Genomic DNA, 18,084 nt, shown 5'->3' with positions numbered 1-18,084 from the left:
CCATGGAAAGCCTGAGCTTTCTCGAATCGGCAGCGGTGCCGATTGTCGCGATCAACTGCGACACGGATCAAATTCTGCCTGCGCGCTTCCTGCAAAAACCGCGCTCCGACGACTTCGGCCAGTTCCTGTTTCGTGCGCTGCGCTTCGGAGCGGACGGTGCGGAAAACCCGGACTTCGTGCTGAATCGCGCGCCGTTTCGCGAGGCACGCATTGTCGTCGCCAACCATAACTTCGGATGCGGTTCGTCGCGCGAGCACGCGGTCTGGGCGCTGTACGACTACGGTATTCGCGCGGCCATCGCGCCGAGCTTCGGCGATATCTTCTTCATCAATTGCCTGAAGAACGGACTGCTGCCGATCGTCTTGCCCGAGGCCGTGGTGTTGCCGTTGCTCGATATCTTGTCGACGCAACCGGGAAGCCGCATCGCCGTCGATTTGCCTTCGCAGACCGTGACCTTGCCCGATGGCTCCACGCATGCCTTCGACATGGAGCCATTCGCGAAGGATTGCCTGCTGCGCGGCATGGACGAGATCGACTACACGCTTTCCCATCGAGACCGGATCGATGAATTCGAGCGCAACCGCGCCGAATTGTATTGACGGTCCACGCCTTTCAATTTCGATAAAAACCACGGAGATACCAGATGAAGATTGCAGTCATGCCCGGTGATGGAATCGGCCCCGAAGTTGTCGCGCAAGCGTTGAAGGTGCTGCAAGTCGTGGCGCCTCAGGCGGAAACGCAGGAAGCGCCGATTGGCGACGCCGGCATTCAGGCGCACGGCGTGCCGCTGCCCGCACCGACGCTCGACCTCGCGCGCAAGGCGGATGCGATTCTGTTCGGCGCAGTCGGCGTGGCCGATGAAGCCGATATCCCGCGTGAACATCGTCCGGGAACGGGGCTGCTGCAATTGCGCGAAGCGCTGACGCTCTATGCGAATTTCCGCCCGGCGTATATGTTTCCGGAACTGATCGGCGCATCGACCTTGCGCCCTGAAGTGGTCGATGGACTCGATATCGTGATCGTGCGCGAGTTGAACGGCGATGCTTACTTCGGCCAGCCGCGCGGCTTCGAAACCAATCAGGCAGGCGAGCGCGTCGGCTTCAACACCATGCGTTATTCGGAATCCGAAGTGGAGCGCGTGGCGCATGCGGCGTTCGGTGCCGCGCGGCGTCGTCATCACAAACTTTGCTCGGTGGATAAGGCCAATGTCCTTGAAGCGAGCCAGTTGTGGCGCGAAGTGGTGACGCGGGTCGGCAAGGATTATCCGGACGTCGAACTCAGCCATCTTTTCGTGGACGCCGCCGCGATGATGCTGATGCGTCGCCCCAAATCATTCGATGTCATGGTCACCGGCAATCTGTTCGGCGACATTCTCTCGGATGCGGCGGCCATGCTGACCGGTTCCATCGGCATGTTGCCTTCGGCTTCGCTGGGCTATAACCGCAAGGGGCTGTACGAGCCGGTGCATGGCTCGGCACCGGATATCGCGGGCAAGGACATCGCCAATCCGCTTGCCGCCATTTTGTCTCTTGCGATGCTGCTGCGCGAGAGCTTCGAGCGCGAAGACGATGCACGCCGTATCGAACAGGCCGTGCGCGCGGTGCTGGCGGCGGGTTATCGTACAGCGGATATTCAGCAGGAAGGCATGCGCTGCGTCGGTACGCGCGATATGGGCGATGCCGTGGTCGAGGCATTACGTAAGCAGGCTTAGGTTTAGCGTTAGAGTAGATAAGAAAGGCGCACGAGCACACACTCGTGCATCGAACAATCCCTATAAAGGGAGGAGACAACCATGAAGCTGAAATTCGCCGTCGCGCTGGTCACCGCGTTTGGGTTTGCCTGCGGGTCTGTCGCGGTTAATGCCAAGGATGTGCCTGAAAAACCGGAGCTGCATATCGCGGCGGCGTCCGTCGGCATCACGTATCTGCCGATGCTCGTCGCCAAGCAACGCGGCTACTTCAAGGACGAAGGGCTGGACGTGACCATCGCCGGATTCTCGGGCGGCTCGAAAACACTCGAAGCGCTGCTCGGCGGAAGCTCCGACATGGTGGCGGGCGCGTATTCGAACACCATCACGATGGCGACCAAGGGCCAGCATCTCGTGGTGGTCGCGGCGCAAGTGATCTGTCCGGGATGGATCTTCGGCGTGTCGCAGAAGCGCCAGGGCGAGGTGAAGTCGGTGAAGGACCTGAAGGGCATGCGGATCGGCGTGAGCGCGCCGGGGTCCAGCACGCACATGGCGGTCAACTACATTCTGCACAAGGCGGGCTTGCAATCTTCGGACGTGTCGATCATCGGCGTGGGTCAGGCAGCGGGCGCGGTGGCGGCGGTGCGCGCGGGGCAGATCGATGCATTGATCGTCAACGATCCGAGCGCCACCATCCTGACCAAAGACGGCAGTTTGACGCCGCTCGAAAACATGCGCACGGCAGACGGCAACGTGAAGGTCTTCGGCTCCGATTATCCGGAGTCCAGCCTGTTCTCCACGAAAGAATTCGTCGACAAGAATCCCAAGACGGTGCAAGCCGTCGCGAATGCGATCGTGCGCGCGGAGAAGTGGATCGCCAAGGCTACGCCGCAGCAGGTCGCGGATAACGTGGCGCCCGAATATCTCGGCGACAACAAGGCGCTCTATGCCGAGGCGTTCACGAACAGCCGCCGGTGTATCGCGCAGAACGGCGAGATCACGGCCAAGGGCGCGCAGACGGTGCGCGAAGTGCTGGCGGCTTTCGATCCGGCGGTGGCATCGGCGAAGATCGATCTTGCTTCGACCTATGACAACCGCTTCGTCAAGAAGGCAGCGGAGATTCAGCCATGAGCACGGCAGTCCTGAGCAATCCGGTCGCGAGTCCGCCAAGCGAAATGCGCGAAGCCCTGCGTTTCGAGAACGTCACCTGCACGTTTGCGGGTAACGGCAAGAAGGCGCAGACGTACACGGCGGTGTCGGAGAGCAATCTGACCATTGGCGATGGAGAATTCGTTTCCATTGTCGGGCCGACCGGCTGCGGCAAATCCACCTTGCTCAACGTTGCCGCGGGTTTAACGCGGCCTTCGTCGGGCAGCCTGAGCGTGTTCGGCAAGAAGCTCACGAACGGCCTCAACACGCAGGCCGCGTATCTCTTTCAGGTCGATGCGCTCATGCCGTGGAAAACGGCCGAGGACAATATCGCGATCGGGCTGATCTTTCGCGGCACGCCGAAAGAAGAAGCATTGAACGTGGCGCGCGAGTGGCTTACGCGCGTGGGATTGCAGGGGCACGGCAAGAAATATCCGCATCAGATGTCGGGCGGCATGCGCAAGCGCGCGGGACTGGCGCAGGCGCTTGCGCTGAATCCACGCATCATTTTGATGGATGAGCCGTTCAGCGCGCTGGACATTCAGACGCGGCATCTCATGGAAAACGAACTGCTGAAGCTGTGGTCGCAGGATCGCAAGTCCGTGATGTTCGTCACGCACGATCTCGAAGAAGCCATCTCGCTGTCGGACCGCGTGATCGTGTTGTCGGCGGGGCCGGGCACGCGGCCGATCGCGGAGTTCAGGATCGATCTCGAACGTCCGCGTGAGATGTCGGAAATTCGCATGACGCAGCGTTTCCTGCAACTGCATACCCAGATTTGGGATGTGCTTCGAGGCGAGGTCCAGAAAAGCTATGAGCGCAACCGCGTTTGATGCAAACAATCGCGCAACCGTATTGGTTGCGCGACTGGCGATATTGTTCGGTGTCCTGTTTCTGTGGTGGATCGGCACGCATCAGAAATGGTTGTCGCCGTTCTTTTTCGGCGATCCGGTGGGCGTGGCGAAACGCATCGTGGAATGGTTTGTGACGGGGTCGGTGTTTCGTCATTTGTACACGACGCTCGTCGAAACCATGCTGGCGTTTGTCATCGGCACGGTGCTGGGTTTGGCGTGCGGGTTGTGGCTTGCGCTGAGTCCGTTTCTGGCCGTGGTATTCGATCCGTTCATCAAGGCCATGAACTCGATGCCGCGTCTGATCTTTGCGCCGATCTTCGCGCTCTGGTTTGGTCTGGGCATCTGGTCGAAGGTGGCGCTGGGTGTGACGCTCGTGTTCTTCGTCGTGTTCTTCAACGTGTTTCAGGGCGTGCGTGAAGTCAGCCCGACGGTGTTGTCGAACACGCGCATGCTCGGTGCCAATCCGCGCCAACTCATGCGCCATGTCTATCTACCTTCGGCGACGAGCTGGGTTTTTTCCAGCTTGCATAACGCCATCGGCATTGCATTCGTGGGCAGCGTGGTGGGCGAATATCTCGGCTCGGAAAAGGGCGTGGGTTATCTGATTCTGCTGGCCGAAGGCGTGTTCGATATCAACTCGGTCATCGCGGGCATTCTGGTGCTAACCGTGTTCGCGCTGTTGCTCGATACGGCGGTGTCGATGGTCGAGGATCATCTCCTGCGCTGGCGTCCCGTGGCGGGCGAAACCGTGGCCGCGAACGCCTGAACCGCGCCTTTTTCTAGACGCTAACTTCGAACGAGGAATAAAGCTTTGCAGACCAATGCAATCAATCTGGAAAATCGCGTCGCCGTGGTGACGGGCGGCGCGCAGGGTATCGGGATGGAAGTGGGAAAGCGCTTGCTGGCGTCCGGTGCGCGGCTCGCGATTTGGGATGTCAATGCAGCAGGCATCGAACAGGCGCGTGAAGCCTTGCGCGGACACGATGTGCATTTCGAGCAGGTCGATATCGCCGATTATGCGAGTGTGCAAGCTGCCGTCGAAGGTACGATCAAGGCTACGAATCGTATCGATATCCTGATCAATAATGCGGCCATCGTCGGACCGAATGCGACCTTGATCGACTATCCGCTCGATGCGTGGAAGCAGGTGATCGATATCGATATCAACGGTACTTTTCACTGTTGCCGCGCCGTCGCGCCGCATATGATCGCGCAGAAGTATGGGCGTATCGTCAACGTCGCGTCGATCGCGGGCAAGGAAGGCAATCCGAACGCGGCGGCTTATAGCTCGGCGAAGGCGGCGGTCATCGCCATGACGAAGTCGCTCGGCAAGGAACTGGCGAGCCACGATATCGCGGTCAATTGCGTGACGCCTGCCGTCGCGCGCACGCCCGGCGCGATGGAGCAATCACCCGAGCATATTCAATACATGCTTGGAAAAATTCCGCGCAATCGCTTTCTCGAACTCAATGAAGCCGCCGCGATGATCGCGTGGCTGGCGAGCGAGGAGAATTCGTTCACCACGGGCGCGGTGTTCGATTTGTCCGGAGGGCGGGCGACGTATTGATCGTCTTTCGAGGAGACAACTAATCGTGAGAGCGCTTAAGCGTCGGATCGTGCTTTGGGTTGCTGCGTGCGCGGCCTTCGCACATGCGTTGGCTGTTGTCGCGGCGCCTGCACCGGAGAAGCCGAAACTTCATTTGGCCGCTGCGGGCGTGGGCTTTCCGTATCTGCCGTTCGTTATCGCGGACAGTCGTGGCTATTTCAAACAGAACGGGCTGGATGTTGAAATAGGCGTGTTCAGCGGCGGCGCGAAGGCATTGCAGGCGATGATGGGCGGCAGCGCCGATATCGTGGCGGGCGCGTATTCCAACACCATCACGATGGCCGCGAAGGGACAACAACTGGTTTCGTTCGTGACGCTGGCTTCGTGTCCCGGTTGGGTGTTCGGCGTGACGCGCGCGAGTCACGACAAGGTGAAGACGTATGCCGATTTGAAGGGCATGCGTATTGGCGTGAGTTCGCCGGGGTCGAGCTTTCACATGGGCGCGAACTATCTGCTCAACAAGGCGGGCGTGAAGCCGGGCGATGTATCGATCATCGGCGTGGGTTCGTCGGCGGGCGCGATTGCCGCTGCTCGAAGCGGACAGATCGACGCGCTGATGAGCAACGATCCCGTGGCAACGGTATTGCAAACCAGCGGCGATCTGTTCCCGCTTGCCGTGATGCGCGACCCCGCCGGCACGCGCGCGACGCTGGGCGGCGATTATCCTGAGGCGTCCATCTACAGCACGCGCGAGTTCGTCAACAAGTATCCCAATACCGTGCAGGCCGTGACGAACGCCATTCTGGAAGCCGAACGCTGGATGGCGCAGGCGACGCCCGAGCAAGTCGCGGCAGCGGTGCCTTCGCAGTATGCATTGGCCGACAAGGATGTGTTCGCGAAGGCTTATTCGAACATGCGGGCCTGCATCTCGCGCGATGGCCTCATGACCGATGCCGCCGCGCATACCGTGCATGACGTGCTGGCGGCTTTCGATCCTGATATCGGCCATGCGTCGATCGATCTGAAGGCGACATACGACAATCGCTTCGTCGAGAATGCGGGCAAGCATTGAGAGGAAAGAGATGGAAAGCGATCTGCATATCCTCGCCGAAGGTCTCAAGTTCCCCGAAGGACCGGTGGCGATGCCCGATGGCTCTGTCGTGCTCGTCGAGATCGAGCGTGAAACGGTCACGCGCGTGGCGGCGGATGGACGGACGAGCGTGCTGGCAACCGTGGATGGCGGTCCGAACGGGCTTGCGCTCGGGCCGGATGGCGCGTTTTACATCTGCAATAACGGGGGTTTTCTCTTTCGCACGGTCGCCGGGTTGAACCGCACGAGGCCGGGCGTGCATCCGCATTACAGCAGCGGGCGCATCGAGCGCTTCGATCCACGCTCAGGCATCCTGACGACTTTGTATGACCGATGCGGCGATCATCCGCTGTGCGGTCCCAACGACATCGTGTTCGATCACGACGGCGGGTTCTATTTCACCGACTTCGGCAAGAACCGGCTGCGCGACCGCGATCACGCGGGTCTTTACTACGGCCGCGCCGATGGCTCGATGATCGTCGAAGTTGCGTATCCGTTGACTACGGCGAACGGTGTGGGTTTGTCGCCCGATGATCGCGTGGTCTATGTCGCGGAAACCGAGACTGCGCGGCTGTGGGCGTTCGATCTCGATGCGCCGGGGCGTGCGCGTAAGCATCCTTATCCTTCTCCGCATGGGGGACGGTTGATTTGCGGGTTGCCGGGTTACCAGCGGTTCGACAGTCTGGCGTTGGATGCGGAGGGGAATATTTGCGTGGCGACGCTGGTTACCGGGTGCATTACGGTTATTGCGCCTTCCGGCGAGGTGTTGCGTCAGGTGATGGTGCCGGATGGGATGGTGACTAATATTTGCTTCGGCGGTGATGATATGAAGACGGCTTATGTGACGCTTTCGGGGACGGGGCGGTTGGGGTGGTTTTTGTGGCCGGAGGCTGGGTTGAGGTTGGCTTATTCTTGATGTGGGTTTTGTTTTTTTGTCGTGCAAGGGGCTTGTGCTGTTTGTGTCTTTATTGCAGTAGCCGCCTCCCCGGCGGGGGGGTAACTTTCTTTGCTGCTGCAAAGAAAGTCACCAAAGAAAGCAGCTTTTTACACCATGCACGATGGCTGGAGAGGGTTGGTCTGGATTAACCGGTGCAGTGGCCGCAATAGGACTTGCCACGCATAACGAGCCGCTTAGGCAACCTCGCGATTACGCGCTCGAATAAACAACACTTAGTGGATCGCGCTCATTCATTCGGCCATGCGCTGCGCGCGCCGAGAACTTGAGAACGGAATCCCGCAGGGTATAAGCGCCCAGCCACCTCACACTTCCCCGCAAGATTGCTATTCGGCCCTACCTTGATAAGCACTTCGACAAAAGCCTGGAGCCAACGGTACGCGCGTTTCGTCGAAGCACTAACTGAGGTAGGGCCCAATGGGGCGGGTGCGATGTGGTTTGATGAGGCTGGGCGCTCATACGCTGCGGGATTCCGTTCTTATGTTCTCGGCGCGCGCAGCGCATGGCCGAAAGAATGAATGCGGTCCACTTAGACTAGAGAGTTGGAGCGCGTAATCGCGAGGTTGCCCATATGCTTAGGCAAACGAAGGACATCCTATTGCGGCCACTGCATCGTTAATCCAGACCACCCTTTCCAGCCATCGTGCATGGGGTAAAAGCTGCTTTCTTTGGTGACTTTCTTTGCAGCAGCAAAGAAAGTTACCCCCCCGCCGGGGAGGCGGCTACTGCAATAAAAGCCCAAAAAACAGCAGCCCTTTTCACGACAGAGCAACCACAAAAACCCCCGCTACAAACAGCGGCCTAAACCCCACCACTCGCAAGCAGATGCTTCAAAAACAGCTGCACCGGCACCGGTAACGACTCCGCCTCCCGCACACAGATTTTCCAATGCCGCTCGGCCCAAGGCTCATCTAACTGCACCGCAATCAACGGAGCCGAACTAACATAACGTTCCGCATGATGCTCCGGCACCAACCCAATCCCAAGCCGCGCCTCCACCATGCTACGCACCGGCTCAAACCCGGTCACGCGAATAGAAAGCTTGAGCGGATGATCCAAATCCGCCGCTGCCCGCAGCACCAGTGAATTCAGATAACTGCCCACCTGCGGCCCGACCAGCGGATACTTCGCCACTTCACGAAACGTCACGCGCTCCTCACGACTGAGCGGATGTTCAGGCGGCATGATGACCACCAGCCGATCACTGCGATACGGAAACACCTGCAAGCCAGTCGTGACCGTCGTCCCACCAAACACGCCAATATCCGCCGCGTTCTCGGAAACCGCGCGCACCACCGCCGGACTCAGGCTTTCCTGCAAATCGATCCTTAAGCCCGGATGCATATCCAAAAAAACGCGAATGTCATTCGCAATGTACTGAACGATGGTCGAAAGGCTCGCATGCAGCCGAATCTGCCCGCGCACGCCTTCGGCATGGTCGAGCAACTCACTTTCCATCTGCGCGATGTCGCGCAACAGCACCCGCGCGTGCTGCAAGAGCGCGGCCGCGGCGGTCGTCAATTCGAGTCCTTTATTGCTGCGCACGAACAGCGCGTTCTTGAGCGTGTCTTCGAGATGCGACATGCGCTTGCTCAACGCCGACGGCGCGATATTCTCGGCCTCCGCCGCTCGCGCGATGCTGCCGTGCTCGCACACGGCGATGAATAGCTTCAACGATTGCAGATCGAATCGCATCGAGTCTCCGGGCAGGGGCACGCCGGGTTCGCGCGCCGGTATCCGGAAATAATACAAGCATCCGGAAAAGCAGGCCTTCGATCGAAGTGGAAGCATGAGTGCGTTCGATGACACTCACGATGTCGATTCAATCCGCAGTACGAAGCGTGTGCCTCACGGTTTTTTGGCGCAACGTGTAATAAATGCGGGTACGCATGCTGCAATTAAGACATATCGTATTTGGCGATCGGACCATATCCACGAATATCCCAATCCCACAAAAATCACATTACACAAGAAGGAAAACAAAGGATATGTACAAGCCAAACATCCTCAGAGTCATGAATCATCTGCGTGCACGCACGGTCCGTATCGCTCTGCTTGTCGCGATGACCCTATGCTCGATTGGGATCATGCGCCCGGCGCTCGCCGCCGACACCTATGGCGCGACGAAGTATCCCATCGTGCTGGTCCACGGTCTGATGGGCACCGACAAGTTCTTCGGCATCGTGGACTATTGGTACGGCATTCAGAGTGACTTGCAGCAGCATGGCGCGAAGGTCTACGTCGCCAACTTGTCCGGCTTTCAAAGCGACGAAGGGCCCAACGGTCGCGGTGAACAACTGCTCGCTCAGGTAAAGCGGGTGCTCGCCGTGACGGGCGCGGCCAAGGTCAATCTCGTGGGCCACAGTCAGGGTGGCTTGACGAGCCGGTATGTCGCGGCGGTCGCGCCGGACCTCGTTGCATCGGTGACGACGATCGGCACGCCGCATCGCGGTTCGGAATTCGCGGATTCGCTCCTCGGCGTGATGAACGGCGACCCGACAGGCATCCTTGCGCCCGTCATCACCACCGTGTTCAACCTGTTCGGCATCGTCGCCAATAGCAGTCACAGCACGAATGTGGACAGCAATCTCGCGCTGCAAACGCTCACCACGTCGAGTACCGCAGGCTTCAACACGCGCTTCCCGAGCGCGGCGCTGGGCGCGCCGAATTCATGCAAGACGGGCGCGGCGAGTGCGACGGTCGGCAGCGCACGTCAACTGTATTACTCGTGGACCGGCTCGGCCATTCAACCTATAGGCAAAGTGGCCGGCCTGACGATCGCGCAGGACACCAGCACGTTCCCGCTCCTCGATCTCGCCAATCTGCTCGACTTCACGACGCCCGTGTTCTACCTGACCGGCACGGACATGCTCAACCACAATTCAGGACCGAACGATGGCCTCGTGTCGGTTTGCAGTTCGCTGTACGGTCAGGTGTTGAGCACGAGCTACAAGTGGAATCACATCGACGAAATCAATCAGTTGTTGGGCATTCGCGGCTTCTTCGCCGAAGATCCGGTTTCGGTCATTCGCACGCACGCGAATCGATTGAAATCAGCGGGCGTTTGAGTCATGGCGTTGCAGTTTCAGCGCACGTGTCTCGCCGTCGCGATTTTGAGCGCAGTGGCGGTGGGCGTCTGGTATTGGCGCTCCGCCGACAACCCGGCGCGCACGCCCGCAATAATTCGAGACGCACAGACTCAGCCTTCTTCGATTGCAATCGATGACCGTGACTCGACAGAGGCACAGCACGCGCTGCCCACGTCGCTCGCCGGTTCGAATGCGCCGCGTCTGCCGCTCGATGAACACGGCCGGCTGATGAAAGTGCGTGCCGTTCGGGACTTCTTCGATTACTGCCTCAACGCGCAAAGCGATCTGAAGCCCGAGGCGCTGGATGCATTGGTCGAGCGCGAGATCGCCGCGCAACTCGACGCCACGCCTGCGCAAGGCGAGGCGCTCGACGTGTGGCATCGATATCGAGCTTATTTGAAGGGAATTGGCGATCTCGAACAGGGGGGCGCTTCGTCGGATTCGAAGCCGGACGCCGCGTTGCCGCAAAAGATCGATGTCACGCGCGTGCTGAACGCGCTCACGCAACGCGAAGCGCTTGCAACGCGTGAACTCGGCGATTGGGCGGACGCGTTTTTCGGCCACGAACTCGCCGTGCAGCGTAACGATGCGGCGCGCATCGCGCTGATGCAGAACGCGTCGCTGAGCGCTCAAGAGAAGGCCGCGGAACTGGCCGCGCTGGATCAGGCCTTGCCCGCCGACGAGCGCGCATCACGTGAAGCGGCCAAGCACGATCAGGCCGCCATCGATGAGGTTGCGCGTGCGCAAGGCACGAACGAAACGCCCGAGCAACTGCGCGATTCGCTGACGCAGACGCTCGGCGCGGATGCAGCCGAACGCGTCGCGCAGGTCCGACGCGATGATCTCGCGTGGCAGGCGAAGTACGACGCGTACTCCGCCGAGCGCGCTCGGATCGACGCCAGCGCGCAGTCACCTCAGGACCGCGCGCAGAGCGTCCAACAACTGCGCGAGCGCGTGTTCATTCAACCAGGAGAGGCGTCGCGCGCCGCTTCGTTCGATGGAGCCGCCCGCTAAATATCAACGTCAATCCATTCTTCGGGAAACCCCGCATACTATCGACATGTCAACCTGTCATACTAGTTGAACGCTCCCGAGACGAGCGGATAACTACTGGAGACATTCATGGCGGGCGACATGAAACAAGGAACGGCGCATCGAATCGGCGTGTGGCGGCGTCGCGCGGCAATGCTCGGACTCGCCGCGCTCGGCTTCGCAACCGGTGCGGCCGTCGCGCAGACGCACGCGACGCCGTTCGAGGCGTGGCCGCAACCGCAAATCCGCAAGTCGATCAGCGTCGATGAAGCGAAGGCCATCGTGAAGGAGCGCACGCAGGCACAGGCCGAGTGGAAAGGCCCGACGACCGGACCGAAGGCATCGACCACGCCGCAGACCATCGTGTATGTATCGGCGGATCAGTCGTATGTGTCGTTCGTCAACTGGGGACGCGGCGTGGATGAAGCGGCCAAGTCGCTGGGCTGGAAATCCGTCACGCTGAACGGGCAGGGCACCGTGACCGGCACGCTCGCCGCCATGCAGCAGGCCGTGTCGCTCAAGCCGGCGGCCATCGTGACCTCGGCGGATGCCAGCGCCTTGCAGGTGCCGATCAAGCAGGCCATCGCGCAGAACATTCCGGTGATCGGCATTCACGCGACAGCGTATCCCGGACCCGATCCCAAGCTCGGCCTCTTCAACAATATCTCGTCGAACCCCGCTGAAATCGGCGAGACGCAGGCCGCTTACGTGATCGCGCAATCGAACGGCACAGCTAAACAACTGCACTTCCTCGACAACAGCTTTGCAATCGCGCGCTTCAAGGCACAGGCCGCGACCGATCCGATCAAGTCGTGCAGCGGCTGCAAGTTCATCGATATGGTGAACATTCCGATTGCCGATCAGACGCGCCGCATACCTTCGGTGATGTCCGGCATCGTCGCCAATCAAGGCAAGGGCTGGTGGGGCACGACCTGCTGCGACAACTTCTATCCGTATGTCGCGTCGGCGTTGCGCGCATCGGGCGTGAAGCCGGACGAAGTGCATCTGGTCGGCTCGGATGGCCCGCCCTCCGCCTACGACATGATCCGCAAGGGCGAATACGAAGTCGCGACGGTGCCCGAACCGAGCACGTTGTTTGGCTATCAGGCGGTCGATTCGGTGGTGCGCGCAATGGCCGGTCAGGAGCCGTCGAAGTTCGTGCAATCGACGTATCTCGTCACCAAGGACAACGCAGACAAGGAAGGCGGCAAGAGCAACGAGTTCATCCCGAGCAACGGCTTTGCCTGTCATTACCAGAACATCTGGAAGGGCACCCAGACGGCCTGCGCTTCGAGCGGGAGCTGAACGTGAGCGCATTGCTCGCCGCGCGCGGCGTCTCCAAGCGTTTCTTCGGCGCGCTCGCGCTGGATGCCGCGTCGTTCGAACTGCGGCGCGGCGAAATCCACGCGCTGATCGGCGAGAACGGCGCGGGCAAATCCACTTTCATCAAGATTCTGGCGGGCGTGTATCAGGCCGATGGCGGCGAATTCCTGCTCGATGGCGCGCAGGTCGATCCCGCCACCGACGCTCTACCAATCGCTTTCGTGCATCAGGATCTGGCGCTCGTGGATGACCTCACCATCGGCGAGAACATCGCGCTGATCGCGGGCTATCCGCGCAAAGGCGGGCTGATCGACTGGCCCGAAGTGATGCGCCGCGCCACGCGTCTTTATGCCGTGATGGATATCGAGCCGCCCGACCCGGAGCGGCTTGTCGTGACGCTGAGCCTCGCGGAGAAAGCGATTCTCGGCATCGTGCGAAGTCTGGCGGGCAAGCCGCGCGCGCTGGTGCTCGACGAACCGACCGCCGCGCTCCCCGAAGCGGATGCGCAGCGTTTGTTCGACGCCGTGCGCCGTCTGCGCGATGCGGGCACGAGCATCATTTATGTATCGCACCGGCTGAACGAACTGTTTGGGCTGGCCGATCGCGTGACGGTGTTTCGCGATGGGCGGCACGTGCACACGACCGATATCGATAAGACGACCGTCGATAAGCTCGTCGAACAAATGCTCGGGCGCTCGTTCGAGCATATCGAAACCGACCGCAGCGACGATACAAACGCGCGCGCCACGCCGCTCTTGCGCGTCGAGTCGCTGACCGTGGAAGGCCGAGGCCCCTTGTCCTTCGATGCCAGTCCCGGTCAGGTGCTCGGTCTGGTCGGCCTGCGCGGCGGCGGTCAGGAAGCGGCGGGCCGCGCGATCTTCGGCGCGATCAGGGCCGATGCCGGTCGCGTGCTGCTCGATGGCCGCGCGCTGCCGGCAAACGATGGCATTCGCGAACGCATCAAGGCGGGCATCGTGTTGCTGGCGGGTGATCGCATGCGGGAGAGCACGTTTCCGGGCATGTCGCTCGCGGAAAACCTGTTCCCCAATCCGCTGCTCGCGAAGCGCAAGTTTTGGCAAGCGCCGAGTCCGTCCGCAGAGCGTGACGTGGTGCGCGCGCGGCTCGATCAATTCGATGTGCGTCCGCGCAATCCGGCTTCCCTGATCGACTGGCTCTCGGGCGGCAATCAACAGAAAGTGGTGCTCGCGCGCTGGCTCGAAGCAAAAGCGCGCGTGGTCATTCTCGAAGAACCGACGGCGGGCGTCGATATCGGCGCGAAGCTCGCGATTCATCAAATGCTGCGCGCCGCTGCTGCCGACAACACGGCGGTGATCGTGGTGTCGTCGGATCTGGAGGAAGTCGCCGCCGTGTGCGATCGCGTGCTCGTGATCGATCGCGGACGCGTGGCGGCGGAAGTCGGCGGCGCGGCCTTGTCGATGGATGCGCTCATCTCCGCTTCATCCTCCGGTCAGCACAGCGAAGCTCAATCCCTGGACAACGTATGAACGGTACAAGTGAAAACAACGTCGCGGCTACTTCGGCCATGAGGCAAAGCGCTCGTCCACCGCGTCGGCAAATTGCCGACATCGTTGCCACTTACGGGTTGGCGTTCGTGTTCGTGTTAGTGCTCGCGGTGTTCTTCGGTCTGCGGCCCGCCACGTTTTTATCGAGCGGCAATATCGGCAATTTGCTGACGAGCCAGTCTGTTACCGCATTGCTCGCCTTTGCCGTGATGCTGCCGCTCGCTACAGGGCGTTTCGATCTTTCGGTGGGCTATCACGTCGGCATGGCGCAGGTGTTGGTCGTCGGCTTGCAGGTGAATGGCGGGCTGTCGTGGCCGGTCGCCGCCTTGCTCGTGATTCTGATCGGATTAGTGGTCGGTTCGCTCAACGGCATCCTCGTCACGCGTTTCAAGATCGATTCCTTCATCGCGACGATGGGCATGGGCTCGCTGCTCTATGGCGTGTCGAACTGGTACACGGGCGGGCAGCAGATCGGCGGGCTCGATTTGCCGGAAGGCTATACGAACCTCTCGCGCATCATCGGCGTGGTGCCGCTGCCCGCGATCTTCGTCGCGGTGGTCGCGGTGTTGCTGTGGATCGTGCTGGAGCGTTTGCCGATTGGCCGCAGTCTTTATGTGATCGGCTCGAATGCGCGCGCGGCGGAATTGTCGGGCTTGCGCACCGGGCGTTATATCGGCGGCGCGTTCGCGGCGTCGGGCTTGTTGTGCGCAGTCGCGGGCGTGCTGCTCGGAAGCATTCTGCGTTCGGGCACGCCTTCGGTCGGCGCGGAATATCTCTTGCCCGCGTTCGCCGGGTCGCTGCTCGGCGCGACATCGATCAGACCGGGGCGCGTGAATGTCGGCGGCACGGTGCTGGCCATTCTCATCGTCGCATTTTCGTTTTCGGGCGTGCAGCAGTTGGGCGCGCCGTTCTACATCGAATACTTCTTTAACGGCGGGATTTTGATCGTCGCGGTCGCCTTGTCCGTGTATGCGTCGATCCGCCGTCGCAAGGCTGCAGTGAAAGCGGCCAGCCAAACGAATGCACAGAAATAAGGGAGTGGGTTACATGTCACGGATTGCAGTCATTGGATGCGGTGTGGTCGGGTCGTCGTGGGCTTTGGTGTTCGCGCGCGCGGGTTTCGAGGTCGCGGTGTGGGACGCGCGGCCGGAAGCGGTCGAACAGGCCATTGCGTCGGTGGCGAGCGGCAGTGAAAGTCTCGCGGATGCCGGGCTGCTCGATCGCGCTGATCTCGAACAGATTCGCGCGCGGCTGCATCCGTGCGCCACGCTCGAAGAAGCGCTCGCGGGCGTGGATTACGTGCAGGAGAGCGCGCCGGAACGCCTCGAAATCAAGCGCGAACTCTATAAGCAACTCGATGCCATCGCCGCGCCCGATACCGTGCTCGCGAGTTCGACATCGGGCTTGCCGGCGTCGTCATTCACGGATCATCTGACGAACCGCGCGCGTTGCCTCGTCGTGCATCCGATCAATCCGCCGCATCTGATTCCGCTGGTCGAACTCGTGCCCGCGCCGTGGACCGATCCGGCTATCGTCGAACGCGCCGCCGCGTTGATGGAGAAGCTCGGCCAGTCGCCCATTCGTTTGTCGCGCGAGATCAATGGCTTTGTGGTCAACCGCTTGCAAAGCGCGATGCTCGGCGAAGCGTTTCGTCTGGTCGAAGATGGCCTGTGCAGCGCCGCCGATGTCGATAAAGCCGTGGCCGATGGCCTCGGTCTGCGCTGGTTTTTCATGGGGCCGTTCGAAACCATCGATCTCAACGCGCAGCAGGGCGTGGCCGAGTATTGCCGCAATCTCGGACCGATGTATCACGGACTCGCGAAGGAGCAGGCCGATCCGCGCGAATGGAGCACGCCGCTGGTCGCCGAGGTCGAACGGCAACGGCGTGAGGTGACCGAAGCCGTCGCCTTGCCCGCGCGCCGCGCATGGCGTGATCGCGTGCTTGCCGCGCTCGTCGCCGCGAAACGCCGGGTTCTGGCCGATCAGGAGAGCGTGTAGCATTGCATGTTTTGCGCCTCACACCGGACACACTTTCATGTCTAGCTCAACCCCGCCCAATACCACCATCAAGCGACAACGCCTGTTCGATCAGGTCGCGCAGCATCTGGAGGCGATGATCCTCTCGGGCGAAGTGGGCGTCGGCGATGCATTGCCTTCCGAGCGCGAATTGATGGACCGCTTCGGCGTGGGACGGCCCGCCGTGCGCGAGGCGCTGCTCTGGCTGAACAAGAAGGGCCTCATTTCGGTGAGCGCAGGCGAACGCGCGCGCGTGGTCGAACCGGACCCGATGGAATTGCTGGAACATCTCTCAGGCGCGGCGCTGCTTTTTGCCTCGACGCCGCGCGGAATGCAGCAGTTTCAGCAGACACGTTTGTTCGTTGAAGTGGCGCTTGCGCGCGAGGCGTGCCGCTGGAATTCACCCGATGAACTGAAGGTGCTCGAAGGCTTGCTGCGCGAGAACGAAGCCACTGGCGACGACAAGGAAGCCTTCGCCACGACCGACGACGCATTCCATTTCGGCATTGCAAGCCTTTCGCACAATCCGCTTATCAAGGCGCTGTATCGCAGCGTGTTGACGGTGTTGCAGGATCAGCGGCATACGTCACTGCAACATAACGACGCGCTCGATGCCGCCATCGACTGTCATCGCCGTATTTTCGATGCCATCGCCGCGCGCGAAGCGGATCGTGCCGAAGCGGAGATGCGTCAACATCTGAAGGATGTCGAAACATTTTACTGGGATGTTCGCCGCAAGCAGCCCAAGCCGCCCGGCGGCGCGGACACATAAAAACGGAGACACGCCATGCCTTATTTCGAAGCCCTCGACGAACGCTTTGCCCAATACATCATTCCCGTCTGTCAGCTCGAAACCTTGCACACGGGCATGCGTTGGGCGGAAGGTCCGGTCTATTTCGCGGATGGCCGTTATCTGGTTCTGAGCGATATTCCCAATAATCGCATGCTGCGTTGGGAAGAAGAAACGGGCAACGTTTCCGTGTTTCGCTACCCTTCCGGTTTTTCCAATGGCAATACACGCGACCGGCAAGGGCGGCTGGTTTCGTGCGAGCACGGTAACCGGCGCGTCACGCGCACCGAGCCGGATGGCAGCATTACCGTATTGGCGGATCGCTTCGAAGGCAAGCGCCTCAATTCGCCGAACGATGTAGTGGTCAAATCGGACGGTTCGGTCTGGTTCACCGACCCGCCTTACGGCATTCTCACCGATTACGAAGGACACAAGGCGGAAAGCGAGATCGGCGGATGCCATGTGTATCGCTGCGATCCCGAAACGGGCCATGTTTCGCAAGTCACCGACGATTTCACCAAGCCGAATGGTCTTGCATTTTCAGCGGACGAACGGCTTTTATATATCGCCGATTCCGGACGTTCGCACGGTGCTGATGCGCCGCATCATATCCGCGTATTCGATGTAACCGATAGCGGACGGCTCGAAAACGGCCGCGTGTTTTGCGAAATAGAGCCGGGCATTCCCGATGGATTTCGACTCGATGTGGACGGCAATCTTTGGGTGGCCGCAGGCGATGGCGTGCATTGCTTCGATTCTCAAGGCACGTTGCTCGGCAAGATTCTGACGCCCGAAACCGTGGCCAACGTGACGTTTGGCGGGCCGAAGCGCAATCGGCTTTTCATTGCGGCGACCTCGGGCTTATACGCGGTTTATCTCAATACGCGTGGTATTCAGACGCCGTGAAAGCCACTGCGCGTTGCCCGTTTCGTTTCACGCATGTCAGACCAATTAAAGCTGCAATGAGTTTATTTGCGATCCTGTAAGCCTCTTTCCTGAAGAAATCTAATACTTTTCGTTGCAACTTATT

General features: G+C 60.6%; 17 protein-coding genes. 16 read left to right on the top strand and 1 reads right to left on the bottom strand.

All coding sequences use genetic code 11. From position 1 onward, the window contains the following. Positions 1-2 precede the first annotated feature (2 nt). From leuD to ACZCWR_RS30060, 8 genes are all read left to right on the top strand, one after another. On the top strand, positions 3-599 hold the full coding sequence (gene leuD, locus ACZCWR_RS30095; RefSeq protein WP_487305318.1) for a 3-isopropylmalate dehydratase small subunit: 597 nt from the start codon (positions 3-5) through the stop codon (positions 597-599). Positions 600-643: 44 nt separating this feature from the next. Continuing rightward, entirely contained in the window at positions 644-1,711 is a 1,068-nt protein-coding gene (gene leuB / locus ACZCWR_RS30090) for a 3-isopropylmalate dehydrogenase (protein WP_487305317.1), read from the top strand. Between the two features lie 81 nt (positions 1,712-1,792). Next, positions 1,793-2,818: an ABC transporter substrate-binding protein gene (locus ACZCWR_RS30085; protein ID WP_487305316.1), complete on the top strand. Its 1,026-nt coding sequence runs from the start codon at positions 1,793-1,795 to the stop codon at positions 2,816-2,818. Next, positions 2,815-3,669, top strand: a complete 855-nt coding sequence (locus ACZCWR_RS30080; RefSeq protein ID WP_487305315.1) for an ABC transporter ATP-binding protein — start codon at positions 2,815-2,817, stop codon at positions 3,667-3,669. Before ACZCWR_RS30085 ends, ACZCWR_RS30080 begins: the two co-directional genes overlap by 4 nt. After that, on the top strand, positions 3,650-4,456 hold the full coding sequence (locus ACZCWR_RS30075) for an ABC transporter permease (RefSeq protein ID WP_487305314.1): 807 nt from the start codon (positions 3,650-3,652) through the stop codon (positions 4,454-4,456). Before ACZCWR_RS30080 ends, ACZCWR_RS30075 begins: the two co-directional genes overlap by 20 nt. A 45-nt stretch (positions 4,457-4,501) precedes the next feature. Then, positions 4,502-5,257, top strand: coding sequence for an SDR family NAD(P)-dependent oxidoreductase (locus tag ACZCWR_RS30070; RefSeq protein WP_487305313.1), 756 nt, complete (start codon positions 4,502-4,504; stop codon positions 5,255-5,257). Between the two features lie 25 nt (positions 5,258-5,282). Then, positions 5,283-6,308 (top strand): ABC transporter substrate-binding protein, encoded by a 1,026-nt coding sequence (locus ACZCWR_RS30065; protein WP_487305312.1) that lies wholly within the window; start codon positions 5,283-5,285, stop codon positions 6,306-6,308. Between the two features lie 10 nt (positions 6,309-6,318). Next, complete coding sequence (locus tag ACZCWR_RS30060; RefSeq protein WP_487305311.1) at positions 6,319-7,242, top strand: SMP-30/gluconolactonase/LRE family protein; 924 nt, start codon at positions 6,319-6,321, stop codon at positions 7,240-7,242. An 840-nt stretch (positions 7,243-8,082) separates the two neighbouring features. Here the strand turns inward: ACZCWR_RS30060 and ACZCWR_RS30055 are convergent. Continuing rightward, a complete protein-coding gene (locus ACZCWR_RS30055) occupies positions 8,083-8,976 on the bottom strand; it encodes a LysR substrate-binding domain-containing protein (RefSeq protein ID WP_487305310.1) in 894 nt (297 codons plus the stop codon). Between the two features lie 320 nt (positions 8,977-9,296). Between ACZCWR_RS30055 and ACZCWR_RS30050 the strand changes: the two genes are divergently transcribed. From ACZCWR_RS30050 to ACZCWR_RS30015, 8 genes are all read left to right on the top strand, one after another. Continuing rightward, a complete protein-coding gene (locus ACZCWR_RS30050; protein WP_487306186.1) occupies positions 9,297-10,349 on the top strand; it encodes an esterase/lipase family protein in 1,053 nt (350 codons plus the stop codon). A gap of 3 nt (positions 10,350-10,352) precedes the next feature. Next, entirely contained in the window at positions 10,353-11,384 is a 1,032-nt protein-coding gene (locus ACZCWR_RS30045; protein ID WP_487305309.1) for a lipase secretion chaperone, read from the top strand. A gap of 120 nt (positions 11,385-11,504) precedes the next feature. After that, entirely contained in the window at positions 11,505-12,707 is a 1,203-nt protein-coding gene (locus ACZCWR_RS30040; RefSeq protein WP_487305308.1) for an ABC transporter substrate-binding protein, read from the top strand. A 2-nt stretch (positions 12,708-12,709) separates the two neighbouring features. Further along, on the top strand, positions 12,710-14,230 hold the full coding sequence (locus tag ACZCWR_RS30035) for a sugar ABC transporter ATP-binding protein (protein WP_487305307.1): 1,521 nt from the start codon (positions 12,710-12,712) through the stop codon (positions 14,228-14,230). Further along, complete coding sequence (locus tag ACZCWR_RS30030) at positions 14,227-15,282, top strand: ABC transporter permease (RefSeq protein WP_487305306.1); 1,056 nt, start codon at positions 14,227-14,229, stop codon at positions 15,280-15,282. The genes ACZCWR_RS30035 and ACZCWR_RS30030 overlap by 4 nt, the downstream gene beginning before the upstream one ends. 13 nt (positions 15,283-15,295) lie before the next feature. Further along, positions 15,296-16,246, top strand: coding sequence for a 3-hydroxyacyl-CoA dehydrogenase (locus tag ACZCWR_RS30025; protein WP_487305305.1), 951 nt, complete (start codon positions 15,296-15,298; stop codon positions 16,244-16,246). A 37-nt stretch (positions 16,247-16,283) separates the two neighbouring features. Continuing rightward, positions 16,284-17,036: an FCD domain-containing protein gene (locus tag ACZCWR_RS30020; RefSeq protein WP_487305304.1), complete on the top strand. Its 753-nt coding sequence runs from the start codon at positions 16,284-16,286 to the stop codon at positions 17,034-17,036. A 15-nt stretch (positions 17,037-17,051) separates the two neighbouring features. Beyond that, a complete protein-coding gene (locus tag ACZCWR_RS30015) occupies positions 17,052-17,960 on the top strand; it encodes an SMP-30/gluconolactonase/LRE family protein (RefSeq protein WP_487305303.1) in 909 nt (302 codons plus the stop codon). Positions 17,961-18,084: the final 124 nt, after the last annotated feature.

It is taken from the genome of Caballeronia sp. A2-2, from assembly GCF_057612605.2.
This window is presented reverse-complemented; position numbering and strand designations above follow the sequence as displayed.